Origin of the sequence: Neoaquamicrobium sediminum (assembly GCF_040970315.1) — a bacterium.
GTDB classification, from domain to species: domain Bacteria; phylum Pseudomonadota; class Alphaproteobacteria; order Rhizobiales; family Rhizobiaceae; genus Aerobium; species Aerobium sediminum.
In genome coordinates, this window is the sequence record NZ_JAZHFV010000002.1 from 758804 (window position 1) to 775190 (window position 16387).

Consider the following 16387-nt stretch of genomic DNA (forward strand, 5'->3'; position numbering starts at 1 on the left):
TCGTAAATTTCCCAGCGGCAGTGTGTGAAGAAGGTCGCACTCGCTGGCGATGGCGGGTGCGGGTCGTATCCACCCTTTCAGCCGGCTTCCATGATCGTAAGATCCGTGAAGCGCCGCACCGTGCGCAAGCGGCTGAAGAGGGGGACCGCGAAGGAGCCCGCGTAAGCTGCCGCGACGAAGACCAGCGCGGCATCTGGCGATGCCGTTCCCGCTATGAAGCCGCCAAGAAGCGCTCCCACGGGCCTGATCCCGTAGATGGCTGTCTGGATGACGGCATTGACGCGGCCGAGCATGGCCGCGGGCGTGACCAACTGGCGGACGGAGTTCTGCGTGGTGAGCCACATTGACGGGCCGAAACCCAGAATGAAGAAAGCAGCATAGACCGGCAGGACCGAACCGCCGGGAGCGACCGCAAACAGCAAGAGGATGGCAGCCACCGAGCTGCCCGGCCCGAAAAGCAGGAAGAAACTGGTGGGCAGCACCGCCGATAGACGACCAACGGTGAAGGCGCCGAGTGTGGCCGCCAGCCCGAAAGCCGAGAGCGCGATGCCGAACACGCCCGGTTCGGCTAGATAGATGTCGACTGCCAGCGGCACCATGATCGCCAGCAGCGCCGCGAAGGCGAGGTTCCACAGGACCGCGCAAAGCGCGATCGGCAGCAGGAGCTGGTGCCGAAGGACGAAGCGGCCACCTTCGCGGATGAGGCTGAAAATTCCGGCTGGTTGTGGCGGGGAGACCGGAAAGCGCGGCAGCCCGATTGCGGCGGCCAGCGCCAGAAGCCCGCCCGCGGCCGCAACGGCGAAGACCCAGTTTGCAGTCCGGGTCGTTATGAGGAGGCCGATTGCGAGCGGAACGGCGAAGGAGCAGAGCGCGCGTGCGAGGTCGAGGCGGGCATTGGCCCGTGCGATATCGGATGGCTGGGCAAGGCGCGGCAGGATCGACAGGCTGACCAGCACGAAAACGACGATGCCGAAGCCGCCGACAACGACGAAGGCGCCGAACCCGACGAGGCTGCCCCCGAGAATGCTCAGTGCAGCACCGCCGAAACCGGCAAGCGAGATGAGTGTCGAGACGATGGCGACCGTGCGCGCCTGGGCACGGTCTATGATGAGGCCGAAGGGCAGGGAGCCGAGCAAATGGGCCATCGACTGGCAGGCGACGAGCAGCCCGATGACCTGCGCCGAAGCGCCGAAAACGAGCGCGGCGACCAGCGGGACGGCGACGAGCGCGATCTGGTCTGCGAGATGCATGCCGTAGGCGGCGAAGGTCAGGTTGCGGATGGCGCGCATGGAAAGGCCTCGACGTTGTTGTCGAGGTGCAGCTAGCGCGTGGGGAGAGGTGCTCTCCACCCGAAACCTGCCAACCGGATCAGGCGCGGGCCTTCCCGTCTAATCGGGCAGGCGCAGCCGCACCGGTTTGGGGCTGTCGCGCAGGATCGTGCCCTTGGCCTCCATGTCGAGCTGGGCGGCCTTGAGCCACCAGCCGGCCTTGTCGCCGCCCGGAAATAGGTCCTGGGGCAACAGCGGCAGCAGCTTTGCCTTGGCCTCGGCCACCGTGAGCCCCGGGGAGGAACGCGGCAGGACAGCGAGCAGCGCGTCGCGCATCGCTTCGTATTTGGCGCGGTCGACCCGTACGGTGCGGCCGGGCGAGACGACGTTTTCGATTTCGATCTTGTCTTCAGCGGACATCGAGGCTGCCTTTCACATAGTCGATCTTGGGAACGCGGAAGCCCATGGCGGCCCAGGCGATGACCAGCTTGGCATAGAAGCTCAAGGTATGTGTCTTCGGGTTGGGCACGTCGTCGGGCAGTTGCACGCCGGGCGGCGTGTCGCGGGTCATGGTGCGCAAATCCAGCGGGGGTAGAGTGCCTTCGGGCCAGAGCGTGCCGAAAAGGTCCAGCCAGTGCCCATCGGTGAAATCGAGGAAGATCGGCGTGTTGCAACAGGTGGCGACCACGCGCCTTGTCTTGCTGTCTGCGGTAAGGCGGTGCTCGCGCAGGAACTCGGCCCCTCGCACGCAGCGGACGCGATCCTTGCGGTAGACGACGTGGAACGTCGCGCCCTTCTCGTCGACGATCGGTTCCGCGCCGGGCAGGGTTGCGAAAAACGCGCCGGCCTTCTGGCAGTCGGAACACAGGCATTCCACGGAAAGGATCGGCGCGCCTTCGACGCGCATCGCCACCTTTCCGCAGGTGCAGCTCAGTTCGGTAGGGCTGGCCATCGGCAGTCTCCATTGGATCGTTAATTAGACTGTACGGTCCAGTTTGATTTGTCAAGCGGCCGTGGTATGCTTTGCCGGTTCATGCCAAGAGCAGGTGCCATGTCGAACGGAGCCGCCACCCGCACGCGAAGAAGCCGCGAGAAGATCGTCGCGGCGGCGGAAGAGGTGTTCCTGCACAATGGTTTCCTGGGCGCCAACATGGATACGGTGGCCGAGCACGCCGGCGTTTCCAAGCAGACTGTCTATGCGCATTTCCATTCCAAGGAGGCGCTGTTCATCCAGGTCGTCGAGGCTATGACCGGCGGGGCGGCGCGCGAAATCCGCGAAGACGAGGAGGATGTGTTCGGCGACCGCTCGGTGCGCGATTTCCTCATGCAGTTGGCATTGGATCAGCTCACCGTGGTGCTGACCCCGCGCCTGATGCGGTTGCGGCGCATGGTGATCGGCGAGGTCGAGCGGTTTCCCGAACTCGGACGATCCCTGCACGACAACGGGCCGGGGCGCTCGATCCGCCGGATGGAGCGGGCGTTCGCGCACTATACGCGGATCGGGCAACTCGCGACGCCGGACCCGAAGGCGGCTGCTGTGCAGTTCAACTGGATCCTGATGGCCGCACCGACGAACGCGGCGATGCTGCTGGGCGATGCAGGTATCCCGAAACCGGCCGAGCTGCGCAGCCACGCCGGGGAGGCGGTGCGCATCTTCCTGTGCGCCTTCGGGCCGGATGTGCCTAGGGTCGAATGAGGCGGCTGCTTTATTGACTTGCCATATGGCGAATACTATATTGCCATTTGGCAAGGAGATTTCGGCATGGCCCAGCCTGTCACATCTGACGAATTGCTCGACGTGTCGGCAGCCGACGAGCGGGCAGCCATCGTCAAGGCGCTGACGCGCATCGCCGCGCTCTGGAACCTCACCAACGAGGAGGCGGCCGCGCTGGCCGGCGTGAACGTGCGGACGTGGTCGCGCATGAAGGGCGGCACCTTCTCCGGCACGCTGAACCAGGACCAGGAGATGCGGGCGAGCCTGCTTGTGGGCCTGTTCAAGGGGCTGCGGCTGCTCTTCAACGGACCGCTGACCTATGAATGGCCGAAACGCGCCAATCAGGGTTTCGACGGAAGGGCGCCGGTGGAGCTGATGGTGCGGGACGGCATTCCCGAAATGGTGCGGATGCGTCGCCACATCGACGCCCTCAGGGGTGGCGCGTGAGCGCTTTCGACGTCCAGTTCATCGACGAGCAGAATACGCACCGTCTCCTGTCCAGCGCCTATGTCGACGAGCCGGCCATCGCGCCGCTTTGCGACGACGAGGGCGAGAAGGCGATACTGGACAGGCTGGAGGCCAGAACCAGCAACCGGCTGCTGGGGCAGGACGGCCAGCTCGACGAGGTCGACCCGAGGGAACTGCTGACGGAGACGTTCGGCTATGGCTGGTCCTTCGTCAACGCCGCGTTTTCCTACACACGCATCGGCGGCAACCGGTTCAACCGGGAAGGGCGGGGCGCTTGGTATGCCGCGCTCGCCATCGAAACCTGCCTGGCGGAGATCGCCTTTCACCTCGGCCGCGAACTGAAGAACACCGGCGAGACCGAAAACATCACCCAATATGTGCAACTGATGGCCCATATCGCCGGGCCGATGGCATGCCTGCTCGAGCACCGCGACGCCGCGTGCCTGAACCCCGACCCGCTGGTCGGCTACCCGGCGGGGCAGGCCTTCGCGGCGGACATCCGCGCCAAGGATCTCATCGGCATCCGCTACCCCTCGGTGCGCCACGCCGGCGGCGTGTGCCTCGCGGCCCTGAAACCCTCCTGCATCAAGACCGTGACGCGCGGTGACGCGTTCGTGCTTACGTGGAGTGGCGGTGAGGGGCCGGAGGTTGAGAGGGTTTAGGTTTGGTGGGACCGGCGGGGCCGGCAGCCTTTAGTATGTGCTAAATATATAGGAGAAAATCCGCATATTATACCGTGGGTGCCCGTCGCTGGCGCAGGTGAAAGGCTTGAGGTACCACTGGTTTTCGGAAGAGCCAATTTGCGGGGGGTACTAAGGGGGGTACTAAATGGCAACAAACACGGTCAATTTGGACGCACTGATATTGCGCGCCGACTTTGCCACCGACACTGATCAAACTGGTGGGAACCCACGTGGCGATATTTCGCTTACGGACTTGGACCGAGGTTTCTTTTCCAGCGATCTACGAAAGCCCGATTTTCAACGGGAAACCACCCATTGGTCCCCGCAAAAGGTGCTCGATCTTCTACGCGCTTTCATCGATGGCGATCTGATACCAGCGGTGATTCTGTGGCAACGCGGTCGTGAGATATTCGTGATTGACGGTGCACATCGCCTAAGCGCCCTAATTGCATGGCTACGTGACGATTATGGAGACCGCGCAGCCTCTCTGCAGTTCTTCGGTTCCCAAATACCGCCTGAGCAGCAGGCCATAGCCGAGCGTACCCGCAAGTTGGTAAATAAGAACATTGGGCCGTATTCCCGCTTTAAGGGGCTGGCAGATGTTCAAGATGTTGGTGATGAAGATCGGCGCATAATGTCGGCGTTGGGACGCAACTCGCTGGTAGTGCAGTGGGTTCCAGCCAAAGACGCGCAGTCTGCAGAGGCATCCTTCTTTAAAATCAACCAAGCAGCGCAGCCGATTGATCCCACCGAACGTCGCATCCTCCAATCGCGGCACGCCGCAAATGCGATTGCCGCCCGTTGTATTGTCCGTGGTGGAAAGGGACACAAGTATTGGTCGAAATTTTCGAGCGACGCACAAGCGGAAATACAAACACTTGGAGAGGAACTTTACGACGCGCTTTTCAAGCCGCCGCTTACTGATCCGGTCAGCACCTTAGACATGCCAGTTGCCGGACGAGGGTACAACCAGCTTCCATTCGCGTTTGATCTCACCAATCTTTGCAACAATGTCCCTCTCCCAGAGCGTTCTGATACAATAAGGGTTGAAGGCCCACTCCACAGTGACATGGACGGCGCTCAGACGATTGAGTTTTTGAAAGCAGTTCGGCGGAGGGTCCAGTTAATCACCACCAAAGAATCCAAGTCGCTTGGCTTGCATCCAGCGGTCTATTTCTACGCGATGTCCGGCACGTTCATGCCGAACGCCTTTCTCGCAACTGCCGAGTTTGCCAAAAGGCTCGGTGAGTCAAAGAGGTTTGATGAATTCACGAGGGTTCGGGGGATCTTCGAGGATTATCTTTTTGAGAATAAAATATTTATTTCGCTCACCGTCACGAAACTTGGCAGCGGCGCTAGAAGCCTTGGGCGATTGTCAGAGTTGTTCTGGCGTGTGTTCGAAGGCTTCTCTGTTGGGCATTCATGTGCGGACGTTTCCGAAACGCTCTACAATGATCCGGACTTCAACTATTTGGTTCAGGCTAAGCAGCCACCGCCACGAACAGATCGCGGAAAAACCGGTAGGATGAGCGGAAGCACTAAGTCGGCGGTAATGATGCGAGAGGGCTACGCAAAAGCTATGCGATGCGGCATCTGTGGAGCTGCCGTGCATTTCCGATCCCAGACTGTTGATCACATACAGCGTAGATCGGAAGGGGGCGCAGCCGATATGAAGAACGGTCAGATTGTGCATCCGTACTGCAATTCCGGTTTCAAGGCCTAGTAAGACGACGATTCCGAGAGGGATCTAGGTTGATGTAGGAAAAAATTCCTTGACACCGTGACGGTGCTTTGGTAGGTTGTCGCTATCGTCGAAGAATTGCGCCTGACGGCGGCGTCTCCGGCGCAATCTCTCCCGAACGGATCATTCTCTTTCATGGCCAAGCAGACCAGGCGGCGGTGCGTTATTGCGGCGGCGCGGTGGGGTGCCGTGCGCGCGGTTGCGGAGGGGGCAGCGACGCCGGGGAACCTTGCAGCGGCGCTGGGGTGCAGCGAAGCCACCGTGAGGCGGCGTGCGAATGGCGAAGGCTGGGTGTGGCGTTCGCGAAACGCCGGGGCGGTTTCCGCGCCGCAGGGTGCCGTTGGGGCGGCTGACGAGGGTTTTGTGGGGCCGCAGCCGGGAGAGGACCCGGTGTCGATGATGGCGAGATGCGCGGCGCATGTCGCCCGCCAGGTCGGTGCGCTGGTCTCGCGTGCCGAGGCGGGGGAGCAAATCCAGAAGACCGAGATCGAGGCGCTTGTCGCCCTCATGCGCATGATGGAGCGCTGGGAGGTGCTGGCCACGGAACGCTCGCAACAAGAAAAAGAAGAATTGGGCGATGAAGAGCTGGCCGCCATACTCGGGCGCATCAACGATCGCATCATCGAACTGGCTGAGGGACTTGCAGGCCAACTGGTCGCGGCGCGTGCTGACGCCCGACCGGCTGAAGCTGCTTCGTGACGCCTGGGTTGGACATGCGCGGCTGGCGCAATATCCGCTCGGGTTCGAACTGCTGGGCATGCCGCCGATTGTCAACTGGATGGTCGTCGGCGGGCGCGGCTCCGGCAAGACCCGGCTCGGCGCGGAATGGGTGAACGCGCTGGCGCGCGGGCTCGGGCCTTTTTCGCACCGGCACAGGCACATGCGCATCGCGCTGGTGGGCGAGACGCTGGGCGACGTGCGCGAGGTGATGGTGGACGGACCTTCGGGCATCGCGACGATCGCGCACCGGAACCGGCCACGCTACGAGCCGACGCGGCGCAGGCTCTTGTGGGACAGCGGCGCGGTGGCGCAGGCGTTCTCCTCGGAGGACCCCGAAAGCCTGCGCGGGCCGCAGTTCGAGGCCGCCTGGTGCGACGAGGCGGCCAAGTGGAAGAACGCGACGGCGTGTTTCGACATGCTGCAGTTCGGGCTGCGGCTGGGGCAGCAGCCGCGCCAGCTCGTGACGACGACGCCCAAGGCGGTGCCGCTCATCAAGCGGCTGCTGGCCGATCCGGCGTTCACCGTGACGCGCATGGCGACGCGGGAGAATGTGGATAACCTCGCGGCGGGTTTTCTGGAGACGGTGCGCGCCCGCTATGCGGGCTCCCGGCTCGGTCGCCAGGAGCTCGACGGCGAGATGATCGAGGATCGCGCCGATGCGCTGTGGACGCGCGCGGCGCTGGAGACGCCGGCCGCTCCGGTCGGCACGCTGCGGCGCATCGTCGTGGCGGTGGACCCGCCGGCAACCTCACGGCGGACTTCGGATGCGTGCGGCATCGTGGTGGCGGGGCTGGATGAAAGCGACCGCGCGATCGTGATCGAGGACGCTACGATGGCCGCGGCAAGGCCGCAGGACTGGGCGGCGCGCGCGGTGGCACGGTTTCATGCCCATGAGGCGGATTGCGTGGTCGCCGAAGTCAACCAGGGCGGCGAGATGGTGGCGGCGGTGCTGCGCACGGTCGACCCTGCCGTGCCGGTGAAGGAAGTGAGGGCAAGCCGCGGCAAGTGGCTGCGTGCCGAGCCGGTCGCAGCACTCTATGCGCAGGGGCGGGTGGTGCATGCGCGCCACTTTCCAGAACTCGAGGACGAGATGTGCGATTTCGGCCCCGACGGGCTTTCGGGCGGCCGCTCGCCCGACCGTGTCGACGCACTGGTGTGGGCGATCACCGAACTGCTGCTTGGCCGGGCGAACCGGCCGCGCATCCGCAATCTGAGCTGAACGGGATATGATGATGGGTTGGAACTGGCCGTGGAGACGGGGCCGGCGCGATGGCGCGCGCCTCGAACGCAAGGACGGCTACGGCTTCGTGGCGCTGCACGCGCAGGGCGACGCCCGCTGGACGCGGCGCGACTATGCGGCGCTGGCGCGCGAGGGGTTCATGCACAATCCGGTCGTGCACCGGGCGGTGCGCATGGTGGCGGAATCAGCCGCCGCCGTGCCGTGGCTGCTCTATGACGGCGCGGAGGAACTGAGCGAACACCCGCTGCTGGAACTCCTGGCGCGCCCCAACCAGCGAAGCGCCGGCGCAGGCTTCTTCGAGACGCTCTACGGCCACCTGCTGATGTCGGGCAACGCCTATGTCGAGCTGATCGAGGCGGCGGACGCACGCGAACTGCACCTGCTGCGGCCGGATCGGGTGGCGGTGGCGGCCGACGCGTCCGGCTGGCCGGTGGCGCTCGAATACCGGCAGGGCGCGACGAAGCGGCGGATTCCGCTGGATGATGGCGCGCTGCATCTGTCGCTGTTTCACCCCCTCGACGACCACTACGGCTTTCCACCCCTGCAGGCGGCGCTGATGGCGCTGGACATCCACAACGCGGCGGGGCGCTGGAACAAGGCGCTGCTGGACAATTCGGCGCGGCCTTCCGGCGCGCTGGTCTATGCGCCGAAGGAGGGCGGAAACCTCAGCGAGGAGCAGTATGAGCGGCTGAAGGTGGAGCTGGAGGACGGCTATTCGGGCGCGTCGCGGGCCGGGCGTCCGATGCTGCTGGAAGGCGGCCTCGATTGGAAGGCGATGGGGCTTTCGCCCAAGGACATGGACTTCATGGAGGCGCGCAATGGCGCCAGCCGCGACATCGCGCTGGCGTTCGGTGTGCCGCCGATGCTGCTCGGCATTCCCGGCGACAACACCTATTCGAACTACCAGGAAGCCAACCGCGCCTTCTACCGCATGACCGTGCTGCCGCTGGTGGCGCGCACGGCGGTGGAGCTGTCGGCCTGGCTCGCGCCGCGCTTCGGGACTGGATTGCGGCTCGGCTTCGATGCCGACCGGATCGACGGCCTCTCGGCGGAGCGCGAGGCGCTGTGGGCGCGGCTGGGCGCGGCCGACTTCCTGACCGACGACGAGAAACGCGAGGCGGTCGGCTATGGACCGCGCGGTTGAGGCTACGGGCATTCGGAGCGGAAACGAAATGACGGATGCAAGCTGGCTTTGGCTGGCCAAGTTCGGCGGCGCCGTGGCCGGCTCGGCCATCTCTCTCGCCTATGTGCTGCCGGCCGGGCGGCGCGAAGCGGCGATCCGCTTCGGCATCGGGGTTGCGAGCGGGTTGGCATTCGGCGGAACGGCCGGACTGAAGATCGCGGTGGAGCTGGGCATCGAGGAGAGCCTCGGCCCCCACGAACTGGTGCTGATGGGATCGGCGGCGGCGAGCCTGAGCGCCTGGTGGGCGCTGGGTCTCGTCATGCGCGTATTCAGGGCGAACGGGCGCAATCGGAGCAACGAACATGATGCATGAGATGCCGCTGGCCGCGCGCGAGCGCAAGTTCACCGACGTGTCCATCGGCACCATCGGACGGGACGGTACGTTTTCGGGCTATGCGAGCCTGTTCGGCAAGGTCGACCTGGCGCGCGACATGGTGGAGCCCGGCGCGTTCGCGCGCGCCTTGAGGCTGCGCGGTGCCACCGGCGTGCGCATGCTCTACCAGCACGACCCGGCACAGCCGATCGGCACATGGCTGGAACTGCGCGAGGACGAGCGCGGCCTGTTCGTGCGCGGTCGGCTGGCACGCGGCGTGGCGCGGGCCGGCGAGGCGCTGGAGCTGATGCGCAGCGGTGCGCTCGACGGGCTCTCCATAGGCTTTCGGACAGTGAAGGCGCGCCGGGATACGAAATCCGGCGTGCGCCGGATCGTCGAGGCCGACCTTTGGGAAATCTCGATCGTGACCTTTCCGATGCTGCCGGGCGCGCGGATCGAAAGCGTCAAGGATGATGCATCCGCGCTGCCATCGGTGCGGGACTTCGAACGTTGGCTGACGCGCGACGCGAAGCTGACACGCGGGGAGGCGCGCACCGTGATCGCGCGCGGCTTCTCCAGCCTGCTGCGCGAGCGGGATGCCGCGCGGGGCACACCGGACCGCCTTGCCGGGCGAATACGCGAGGCGACAAGACTGATCAGAAATGAGGAACAACAGACATGACGACCCATGAGGCCGCACCCGAGATCAAATCGGAAGGCGGCGGCTTTGCCGCGCTTTCAGATACGTTCGACGAATTCATGACCACCTTCGCGGAATTCCGCGAGGCAAACGACCGGCGCCTGCGCGAGATCGAGACCCGCAAGGGCGCCGACACTGTGACCAGCGACAAGGTCGACCGCATCTCCGAAGCGCTCGACCGCCAGAAGCAGTTGCTGGACAATCTGGCACTGAAGCGCGTGCGGCCGGCACTTGGCCGCGACGACGCGCTGTCGGTCGCCGGGGCCGAGCGCAAGCAGGCCTTCGACGCCTATCTGCGCTCGGGCGACGAGCATGCGCTGCGGTCGATCGAGACCAAGGACATGTCGTACGGCTCCGGCCCGGATGGCGGCTATCTCGTGCCCGACGAGGTGGAAGCCGAGATCGGCCGGCGGCTTGCGGTGATCTCGCCGATCCGGTCGATCGCGTCGGTGCGACAGGTTTCGTCGGCGGTGCTGAAGAAGCCGTTCATGACCTCCGGCCCGGTGGTCGGCTGGGTCGGCGAGACGGCGGCGCGTCCGAAGACCACATCGCCGGTTCTGGATGCGCTCCAGTTCCCGACTGCGGAGATCTACGCGATGCCTGCGGCGACGCCGTCGCTGCTCGACGACAGTGTGGTCGACCTCGACCAGTGGATCGTCGGCGAGGTGGAATCCGCCTTCGCCGAACAGGAGGGCACTGCCTTCGTCAGCGGTGACGGCAGTGACAAGCCGCGCGGTTTTCTCGACTACGATCAGGAGCCGGAGGCAAGCTGGGCCTGGGAGAAGATCGGCTACATCGCGACGGGTGTCGACGGCGCCTTTGCGGCCAGCCACCCCTCCGACAAGCTGATCGACACGATCTATGCGCTGAAGGCCGGCTATCGGCAGAACGCCAACTGGGTCATGAACCGCAAGACCCAGGCCGCGATCCGCAAGATGAAGGACGCCGACGGCAATTATCTCTGGCAGCCGCCGGCGGTGCCCGGCGGGCGCGCGGTGCTGATGGGTTTCCCGGTCGTCGAGGCCGAGGACATGCCCGACATCGCCCCCGACGCCACCGCGATCGCCTTCGGCGACTTCCAGCGCGGCTACCTTGTCGTGGATCGCGCCGGCGTGCGAGTGCTGCGTGATCCGTACTCCGCCAAGCCCTACGTGCTCTTCTACATCACCAAACGCGTAGGCGGCGGTGTCCAGGACTTCAACGCGATCAAGCTGGTCAAGTTCGGCGTGGCATAAGACCCGGCGATAGTCCCTTCGCCGAAACACCATGCCGCGACGGCCCCGGTTCCCCTTGCCGGGGCCGTCTTCTTTTCATCCGCACCCTTCGAGGCATGCATGACACTATTGCGAACCGTGGCGCCCTCGGCAGAGCCCGTCACACTGGTGGACGCCAAGCGCAACCTGCGCATCGACCATGACAGCGAGGACGCGCTGCTGGACGGTTTGATCCGCGCCGCGCGCGAGGAGGTGGAAGCCGCATGCGGCCTGGCGCTGGTCGACCAGTCGTGGCGGCTGGTGCTGGACAAGATGCCATCGACGCAGCGCGTGCTGCTCCGCAGGCATCCGGTGCGCGAGGTACTTTCCGTGACGATCTATGACCACGACGGTGCGGCGTCCGTGATGGATCCGGCCGGGTATCAGCTCGATGCCCACGCACGGCCCGCTCGTTTGCATTTCGTGGACGGCCCGGAGCCGGGCCGTGCAATGAACGGGATCGAGATCGACTTCACAGCAGGTTTCGGCGAAGCGGGGACCGATGTGCCCGATTTGCTGAAACGAGCCATGCTGTTGCTGGTCGCGCACTGGTACGAGTTCCGCACGTATTTTGCGCCGTCCGCGCAGCCGGTTTCGTATCCGCCGGGTTACGAGCGCCTGATCGCTCCCTGGCGGACGCGGAGGCTGTAGATGCGGACGGAATTCATCGACCCGGGATCGTTCCGTCACGAACTCGTCCTGGAAACGGTTTCGACAATTCCCGATGGGGCAGGCGGGTACACCGAAGCGTGGGCGGAGGCCGGCACGATCTTCGCGCGGATCGAGCCGTTGGCAGCGAAGAGCCGTTACGGCGCTGATCAGACGCTGGAGAAGGTGACGCATCGTGTGACGCTGCGCTACCGCGAAGACCTGCGCAGCGGCATGCGCCTGCGCAAGTTTGGGCGGCTGTTCGACATCGTTACTGTCCACGATCCCGATGAAACAGGGCGCTATCTGATTTGCACAGTGACGGAGGCGGGGCTTTGAAGGCGGCGATGAAATTGACGCTCGACGGCCTGATGCGAGCGTTGCAGATGAAGGCAGCGAGTGTGCTGGACACCAAGGCCGCGGCAAGCGCGATGCGGGCGCGGCGGAAGGCCATGACGGAGGCGCGGGACCGTGAGGCGATATCGCGCGCCAGGAGGCAGCAATGAGCTCGGCTGCTACCGCGTTGCGCAAGGCCGTGTATGCAGCATTGAGCGGGAATAGCGACCTGACGGCAAAGCTCGGTGAGAGCCGCATCCACGACCATGCCCCCGCCAATGTGGCGTTTCCCTATCTGACGTTCGGCCTGACCTCGATGCAGGACTGGAGCACCGACACCGAGGATGGCAGCGAGCATGTCTTCACCGTGCATGTCTGGTCAAAGGCCAAGGGCCTGTCGGAGACGCTGGATGTGATGGAAATCGTGCGCTCCACGCTCCATGACGCGAACCTGGCGTTGGAGGGGCACCATCTGGTCAATCTGCGCCGCGAATTCGAGGAAGCGCGTTTCGACGACGATCTCGCGGTTCATCATGGCACCCTGCGGTTCCGCGCCGTGACCGAACCGGTCGACTGACCCTTTCATTTCTTCACATCATTTCAACGCAGAGGAGGCTCGCTGTGGCAGCACAGAAGGGCAAGGATCTTCTTTTGAAGGTCGACAATGGCGGCTCGTTTACGACTGTTGCAGGTTTGCGCACCAAACGTCTCGCCTTCAACAGCGAGACCGTGGACGTCACCGATTCCGATTCCACCGGACGCTGGCGCGAGCTTCTGGCCGGCAGCGGCGTGCAGCGCGCATCGCTGAGCGGCGCAGGCATCTTCAAGGACGCGCAGTCGGACGCACTTATCCGGACCGCCTTCTTTGGCGGATCGGTCACGTCATGGCAGTTCGCCATACCGGATTTCGGTACGGTTCAGGGGCCATTCCAGGTGACGTCGCTTGAATATACGGCCAACCACGACGGCGAGGTGACATTCGAAATCGCGCTCGAATCCGCCGGCGCCATCGAGTTTGCGGCCGCGTGATGCCGGCGAACAGGAGACGCGGCGAAATCGCCGCCACCATTGCCGGTCGCGATTGCGTGCTGTGCCTGACGCTTGGGGCGCTCGCGGAACTGGAAACCGCGTTCGGTGTCGATGATCTCGGTGCCCTGGCCGAGCGGTTTGCCTCGGGCAGGCTCTCGGCACGTGATCTCACGCGCATCATCGCAGCCGGATTGCGAGGTGCGGGTGCGGCCGTGAGCGACGACGATGTCGCGGGAATGACCGTCGAGGGCGGTGTAGCCGGCTTTGCCCGCATCGTAGCCGATCTGCTCAAGGCGACGTTCGGGGATTCCGGCGAGACCCGGCCGGACCCTTGAACGCCGCAGGCGGCAAGGCGCGTCAGTTCCGGTGGGATCAGGTGATCGCCATCGGGCTGGGCCGGCTGCGGCTTTCCCCGCGCGACTTCTGGGCGATGACGCCGCGCGAACTTGCCGGCGTCTTGCGCGGTTTGAATGTGGTGTCGGGCACCGTGGCAGCGCCACGGCGTGGAACGCTTGAAGCGCTGATGAACAGGTTCCCGGACGGTGCTGAAAGGCAGGATCGATGAACGACTCTCTCAAGCCGCTGGAGATCCAGTTCGAGATGGACACGCAGCCTTTCGCGGATGCGATGCGGGAACTGGCGGACCTGTCCGACGCGTTCGGCCAGCAGCTGACGGGTGCGCTGAGGGATGCGGCAATCAATGGCCGGTCCTTGGAGGACGTGCTCCAGCGTATCGGTCTGAACCTGGCGAGCATGGCGCTGAGCCAGGGGCTGAAGCCGCTGTCAGGCCTTATATCCGACCTGCTGCCCCGTCTCGTCGGTGGATTGCCATTCGCAACCGAGGCTGGCGCGATGAGAATGCCGGACTTCTTTCCAGACGTGGAAGCGATCTCCATGGGCGCGCCGATACTGTCATCGGCCTTGACTGGCGCCGAAGCCGGTCAGACCGCAGCGCGTGCCGGGTCGCCGGTCAATGTCGTCTTCAACGTGACGGCGCAGGACGCGGCCTCGTTCCGCAAATCCGAGGCGCAGATCACCGGCATGCTTGCGCGTGCGGTGTCGCGCGGCGCGCGCACATTGTGAACCGGAGAGGCAGATGGACAGCTTTCACGAGGTTCGCTTTCCTGTCGGCGTGTCATTCGGCGCGACGGGCGGGCCGGAACGCCGCAACGAGATCGTCGCGCTGACATCGGGGCGTGAACGGCGGAACCTGCGGTTCGCGCAGTCGCGCCGGCACTTCGATGCGGGCACTGGCGTGCGATCGCTCACCGATCTCTATGAGATCATCGCATTTTTCGAGGCGCGTCGCGGCTCATTCCACGGCTTCCGCTTTCGCGATCCGTCCGACATGAAATCATGTCCACCGGACAATGCGCCGTCTGCCACGGATCAGATCATTGGCACCGGCGACGCCGCGACGGCGAGTTTCCAGCTCATCAAGCGCTATGGCAGCGGTGCGGATTCCTACCTGCGCCGGATATGCAAGCCCGTGGAGAATAGCGTGCGGGTTTCCGTTGACGGTATGGAACGCAGCGACCCGGCAGATTTCACCGTCGACCATGAAATCGGCATCGTGACTTTCGGGCCGAGTGCCATCCCGGCAAACGGCCAGATCGTTCGCGCCGGATACGAATTCGATGTGCCTGCCCGATTCGACACCGAGCGCATCGCCATCAGCCTGAGCGCCTTCAAGGCCGGGCAGATTCCGTCCATCCCGATCGTGGAGATCGAACCGTGAGCAGCTTCTCGCCTGCATTTCGGGAGCATCTCGATCGTGAATGCACGACGCTCTGCCATTGCTGGCGCGTCGCCCGGCGCGATGGTCAGACCTATGGCTTTACCGACCACGACAGGGCGTTGACCGTGGACGGACAGACCTTCGAACCCGAAAGCGGCTTCGCCCAGTCCGAAGCGCGCACGTCGCTCGGGATGGCACCGGACAGCGTCGATGTGGAAGGCGCGCTTTCATCGGATCGGCTGACGGAGGAGGACATCCAGTCGGGACTGTTCGATGGCGCCACGGTCGAGACGCTGCTGGTAAACTGGTGCGAGCCGGAACAGTTCGCAACGATCCGCACTGCGGTCGTCGGCAAGATGACACGCGCCGACGGTCGCTTCGTGGCGGAGCTGGAAAGCGTCGCAGCGAGCCTCGACCGGCCGAACGGGCGCTATCTGCGTCGCGGCTGCGACGCGCGTCTGGGCGATGCGCGATGTGGGGTGGATCTGGGCGCCGCCGAGTTCAACGGCAGTGGCGCGGTCATTGCGATTGCGGCACCGGGCATGCTTCGCGTCAGCGGTCTCGCGGGTTTTACGGCGAGTTGGTTCTCTTTCGGCGAGATCACCTGGACAAGCGGCCAGCTTGCCGGACGAACGTCGACGGTCGTCGATCACCGCAACGCATCCGGCACTGTGATGTTGGCCGTGCCGTCCGGGGAGCGTCAGCCGGCGCCGGGCGATGCGTTCACCGTCGTTGCCGGATGCGACAAGCGTTTCGCGACATGCAAGGCCAAGTTCTCCAACCCGATCAACTTTCGTGGCTTCCCGCATTTGCCAGGCAATGACGCGGCCTACGGCTATGTCTCAGAAGGCGGGAATTTCGATGGGAGGCCAATCGTAGAATGAACGCTGAACTGGAAGACCGTAAAGCGGCTGCAGCAGTTTTGGCCGAAGCGGTAACATGGATCGGCACGCCATATCGCCACCAGGGATCGACCAAGGGCGTGGGATGCGACTGCCTCGGCCTTGTGCGCGGCATATGGCGGGCCGTCTATGGCAGCGAACCGGAAGCGCCGGGACCTTATGCGCCGGACTGGGCGGAAGCAGGAGGTCGTGACCGCCTGTTGGAGGCTGCTGGCCGACACTGTGCCGAGAAGGCTATCCACGAGGCACTGCCCGGCGACCTCATCGTTTTCCGCTGGCGGGTTCATCACGCGGCGAAACATGTGGGCATCCTGATGAGCGAGCACCGTTTTCTTCATGCCTATGAAGGGCACGCAGTGACGGTTTCTGCACTTATCCCGCAATGGCGTCGCCGGATCGCCGGCGTTTTCGTCTTTCCCGACCTTCCGCCGTACTGAGGAAGCATTTCGAT

24 protein-coding genes are annotated in these 16387 nt (G+C 64.5%); 21 read left to right on the plus strand and 3 right to left on the minus strand.

Annotated elements, in window-relative coordinates:
- Positions 1-77: 77 nt before the first annotated feature.
- The 3 genes from V1479_RS08985 to V1479_RS08995 all read right to left on the minus strand — a co-directional run bounded on the left by V1479_RS08985 (position 78) and on the right by V1479_RS08995 (position 2220).
- Positions 78-1289: an MFS transporter gene (locus tag V1479_RS08985; protein ID WP_368802606.1), complete on the minus strand. Its 1212-nt coding sequence runs from the start codon at positions 1287-1289 to the stop codon at positions 78-80.
- Between the two features lie 99 nt (positions 1290-1388).
- Positions 1389-1688, minus strand: a complete 300-nt coding sequence (locus tag V1479_RS08990; RefSeq protein ID WP_368802607.1) for a DUF6958 family protein — start codon at positions 1686-1688, stop codon at positions 1389-1391.
- Positions 1678-2220 carry a GFA family protein gene (locus tag V1479_RS08995; protein WP_368802608.1) on the minus strand — a complete coding sequence of 181 codons (543 nt, stop codon included), beginning with the start codon at positions 2218-2220 and terminating at the stop codon, positions 1678-1680. Before V1479_RS08995 ends, V1479_RS08990 begins: the two co-directional genes overlap by 11 nt.
- A 99-nt stretch (positions 2221-2319) precedes the next feature.
- On the opposite strand from V1479_RS08995, the gene V1479_RS09000 reads away from it, so the two are divergent.
- The 21 genes from V1479_RS09000 (at position 2320) to V1479_RS09100 (ending at position 16373) form a co-directional block, all read left to right on the plus strand.
- A complete protein-coding gene (locus V1479_RS09000; RefSeq protein WP_368802609.1) occupies positions 2320-2964 on the plus strand; it encodes a TetR/AcrR family transcriptional regulator in 645 nt (214 codons plus the stop codon).
- Between the two features lie 66 nt (positions 2965-3030).
- Positions 3031-3429: an antitoxin Xre-like helix-turn-helix domain-containing protein gene (locus V1479_RS09005; protein WP_368802610.1), complete on the plus strand. Its 399-nt coding sequence runs from the start codon at positions 3031-3033 to the stop codon at positions 3427-3429.
- Positions 3426-4112 (plus strand): RES family NAD+ phosphorylase, encoded by a 687-nt coding sequence (locus V1479_RS09010; protein ID WP_368802611.1) that lies wholly within the window; start codon positions 3426-3428, stop codon positions 4110-4112. The genes V1479_RS09005 and V1479_RS09010 overlap by 4 nt, the downstream gene beginning before the upstream one ends.
- Positions 4113-4278: 166 nt before the next feature.
- Positions 4279-5856 carry an HNH endonuclease family protein gene (locus V1479_RS09015; RefSeq protein WP_368802612.1) on the plus strand — a complete coding sequence of 526 codons (1578 nt, stop codon included), beginning with the start codon at positions 4279-4281 and terminating at the stop codon, positions 5854-5856.
- A 153-nt stretch (positions 5857-6009) separates the two neighbouring features.
- On the plus strand, positions 6010-6573 hold the full coding sequence (locus V1479_RS09020) for a hypothetical protein (RefSeq protein ID WP_368802613.1): 564 nt from the start codon (positions 6010-6012) through the stop codon (positions 6571-6573).
- Entirely contained in the window at positions 6515-7813 is a 1299-nt protein-coding gene (locus tag V1479_RS09025; protein WP_438620506.1) for a DNA-packaging protein, read from the plus strand. Before V1479_RS09020 ends, V1479_RS09025 begins: the two co-directional genes overlap by 59 nt.
- Positions 7814-7826: 13 nt before the next feature.
- Positions 7827-8978, plus strand: coding sequence for a phage portal protein (locus V1479_RS09030; RefSeq protein ID WP_438620507.1), 1152 nt, complete (start codon positions 7827-7829; stop codon positions 8976-8978).
- Positions 8979-9006: 28 nt separating this feature from the next.
- Entirely contained in the window at positions 9007-9330 is a 324-nt protein-coding gene (locus V1479_RS09035; RefSeq protein WP_173190264.1) for a DUF6107 family protein, read from the plus strand.
- Positions 9323-10012: an HK97 family phage prohead protease gene (locus V1479_RS09040; RefSeq protein ID WP_438620514.1), complete on the plus strand. Its 690-nt coding sequence runs from the start codon at positions 9323-9325 to the stop codon at positions 10010-10012. The genes V1479_RS09035 and V1479_RS09040 overlap by 8 nt, the downstream gene beginning before the upstream one ends.
- Complete coding sequence (locus V1479_RS09045; protein ID WP_368802615.1) at positions 10009-11265, plus strand: phage major capsid protein; 1257 nt, start codon at positions 10009-10011, stop codon at positions 11263-11265. Before V1479_RS09040 ends, V1479_RS09045 begins: the two co-directional genes overlap by 4 nt.
- 99 nt (positions 11266-11364) lie before the next feature.
- Positions 11365-11934 (plus strand): head-tail connector protein, encoded by a 570-nt coding sequence (locus V1479_RS09050; protein ID WP_368802616.1) that lies wholly within the window; start codon positions 11365-11367, stop codon positions 11932-11934.
- A complete protein-coding gene (locus V1479_RS09055; RefSeq protein ID WP_368802617.1) occupies positions 11935-12270 on the plus strand; it encodes a phage head closure protein in 336 nt (111 codons plus the stop codon). It abuts the gene before it with no gap.
- 8 nt (positions 12271-12278) lie between these two features.
- Positions 12279-12437 carry a hypothetical protein gene (locus V1479_RS09060; protein ID WP_368802618.1) on the plus strand — a complete coding sequence of 53 codons (159 nt, stop codon included), beginning with the start codon at positions 12279-12281 and terminating at the stop codon, positions 12435-12437.
- The gene (locus tag V1479_RS09065) at positions 12434-12844 is read left to right on the plus strand and encodes a DUF3168 domain-containing protein (RefSeq protein WP_368802619.1); all 411 of its coding nucleotides are present in this window, start codon (positions 12434-12436) and stop codon (positions 12842-12844) included. Before V1479_RS09060 ends, V1479_RS09065 begins: the two co-directional genes overlap by 4 nt.
- Positions 12845-12888: 44 nt before the next feature.
- A complete protein-coding gene (locus V1479_RS09070) occupies positions 12889-13296 on the plus strand; it encodes a phage major tail protein, TP901-1 family (protein WP_368802620.1) in 408 nt (135 codons plus the stop codon).
- On the plus strand, positions 13296-13631 hold the full coding sequence (locus V1479_RS09075; RefSeq protein WP_368802621.1) for a gene transfer agent family protein: 336 nt from the start codon (positions 13296-13298) through the stop codon (positions 13629-13631). The genes V1479_RS09070 and V1479_RS09075 overlap by 1 nt, the downstream gene beginning before the upstream one ends.
- Positions 13628-13861, plus strand: coding sequence for a rcc01693 family protein (locus tag V1479_RS09080; protein ID WP_368802622.1), 234 nt, complete (start codon positions 13628-13630; stop codon positions 13859-13861). Before V1479_RS09075 ends, V1479_RS09080 begins: the two co-directional genes overlap by 4 nt.
- Positions 13858-14379 (plus strand): phage tail tape measure protein, encoded by a 522-nt coding sequence (locus V1479_RS09085; RefSeq protein ID WP_368802623.1) that lies wholly within the window; start codon positions 13858-13860, stop codon positions 14377-14379. Before V1479_RS09080 ends, V1479_RS09085 begins: the two co-directional genes overlap by 4 nt.
- 13 nt (positions 14380-14392) lie before the next feature.
- Entirely contained in the window at positions 14393-15034 is a 642-nt protein-coding gene (locus tag V1479_RS09090; protein ID WP_368802624.1) for a phage distal tail protein, Rcc01695 family, read from the plus strand.
- The gene (locus tag V1479_RS09095; protein ID WP_368802625.1) at positions 15031-15918 is read left to right on the plus strand and encodes a phage/gene transfer agent baseplate hub protein; all 888 of its coding nucleotides are present in this window, start codon (positions 15031-15033) and stop codon (positions 15916-15918) included. Before V1479_RS09090 ends, V1479_RS09095 begins: the two co-directional genes overlap by 4 nt.
- Complete coding sequence (locus tag V1479_RS09100; RefSeq protein ID WP_368802626.1) at positions 15915-16373, plus strand: NlpC/P60 family protein; 459 nt, start codon at positions 15915-15917, stop codon at positions 16371-16373. Before V1479_RS09095 ends, V1479_RS09100 begins: the two co-directional genes overlap by 4 nt.
- Positions 16374-16387 lie beyond the last annotated feature (14 nt).

Excerpts from the sequence above, each read along its gene's own strand:
- V1479_RS08985 (WP_368802606.1), bottom strand. The coding sequence starts at position 1,289 with ATGCGCGCCATCCGCAACCTGACCTTCGCCGCCTACGGCATGCATCTC.
- V1479_RS08990 (WP_368802607.1), bottom strand. The coding sequence starts at position 1,688 with ATGTCCGCTGAAGACAAGATCGAAATCGAAAACGTCGTCTCGCCCGGC.
- V1479_RS08995 (WP_368802608.1), bottom strand. The coding sequence starts at position 2,220 with ATGGCCAGCCCTACCGAACTGAGCTGCACCTGCGGAAAGGTGGCGATG.
- V1479_RS09000 (WP_368802609.1), top strand. The coding sequence starts at position 2,320 with ATGTCGAACGGAGCCGCCACCCGCACGCGAAGAAGCCGCGAGAAGATC.
- V1479_RS09005 (WP_368802610.1), top strand. The coding sequence starts at position 3,031 with ATGGCCCAGCCTGTCACATCTGACGAATTGCTCGACGTGTCGGCAGCC.
- V1479_RS09015 (WP_368802612.1), top strand. The coding sequence starts at position 4,279 with ATGGCAACAAACACGGTCAATTTGGACGCACTGATATTGCGCGCCGAC.
- V1479_RS09020 (WP_368802613.1), top strand. The coding sequence starts at position 6,010 with ATGGCCAAGCAGACCAGGCGGCGGTGCGTTATTGCGGCGGCGCGGTGG.
- V1479_RS09030 (WP_438620507.1), top strand. The coding sequence starts at position 7,827 with ATGGGTTGGAACTGGCCGTGGAGACGGGGCCGGCGCGATGGCGCGCGC.
- V1479_RS09035 (WP_173190264.1), top strand. The coding sequence starts at position 9,007 with ATGACGGATGCAAGCTGGCTTTGGCTGGCCAAGTTCGGCGGCGCCGTG.
- V1479_RS09040 (WP_438620514.1), top strand. The coding sequence starts at position 9,323 with ATGCATGAGATGCCGCTGGCCGCGCGCGAGCGCAAGTTCACCGACGTG.
- V1479_RS09045 (WP_368802615.1), top strand. The coding sequence starts at position 10,009 with ATGACGACCCATGAGGCCGCACCCGAGATCAAATCGGAAGGCGGCGGC.
- V1479_RS09050 (WP_368802616.1), top strand. The coding sequence starts at position 11,365 with ATGACACTATTGCGAACCGTGGCGCCCTCGGCAGAGCCCGTCACACTG.
- V1479_RS09055 (WP_368802617.1), top strand. The coding sequence starts at position 11,935 with ATGCGGACGGAATTCATCGACCCGGGATCGTTCCGTCACGAACTCGTC.
- V1479_RS09060 (WP_368802618.1), top strand. The coding sequence starts at position 12,279 with ATGAAATTGACGCTCGACGGCCTGATGCGAGCGTTGCAGATGAAGGCA.
- V1479_RS09065 (WP_368802619.1), top strand. The coding sequence starts at position 12,434 with ATGAGCTCGGCTGCTACCGCGTTGCGCAAGGCCGTGTATGCAGCATTG.
- V1479_RS09075 (WP_368802621.1), top strand. The coding sequence starts at position 13,296 with ATGCCGGCGAACAGGAGACGCGGCGAAATCGCCGCCACCATTGCCGGT.
- V1479_RS09085 (WP_368802623.1), top strand. The coding sequence starts at position 13,858 with ATGAACGACTCTCTCAAGCCGCTGGAGATCCAGTTCGAGATGGACACG.
- V1479_RS09090 (WP_368802624.1), top strand. The coding sequence starts at position 14,393 with ATGGACAGCTTTCACGAGGTTCGCTTTCCTGTCGGCGTGTCATTCGGC.
- V1479_RS09100 (WP_368802626.1), top strand. The coding sequence starts at position 15,915 with ATGAACGCTGAACTGGAAGACCGTAAAGCGGCTGCAGCAGTTTTGGCC.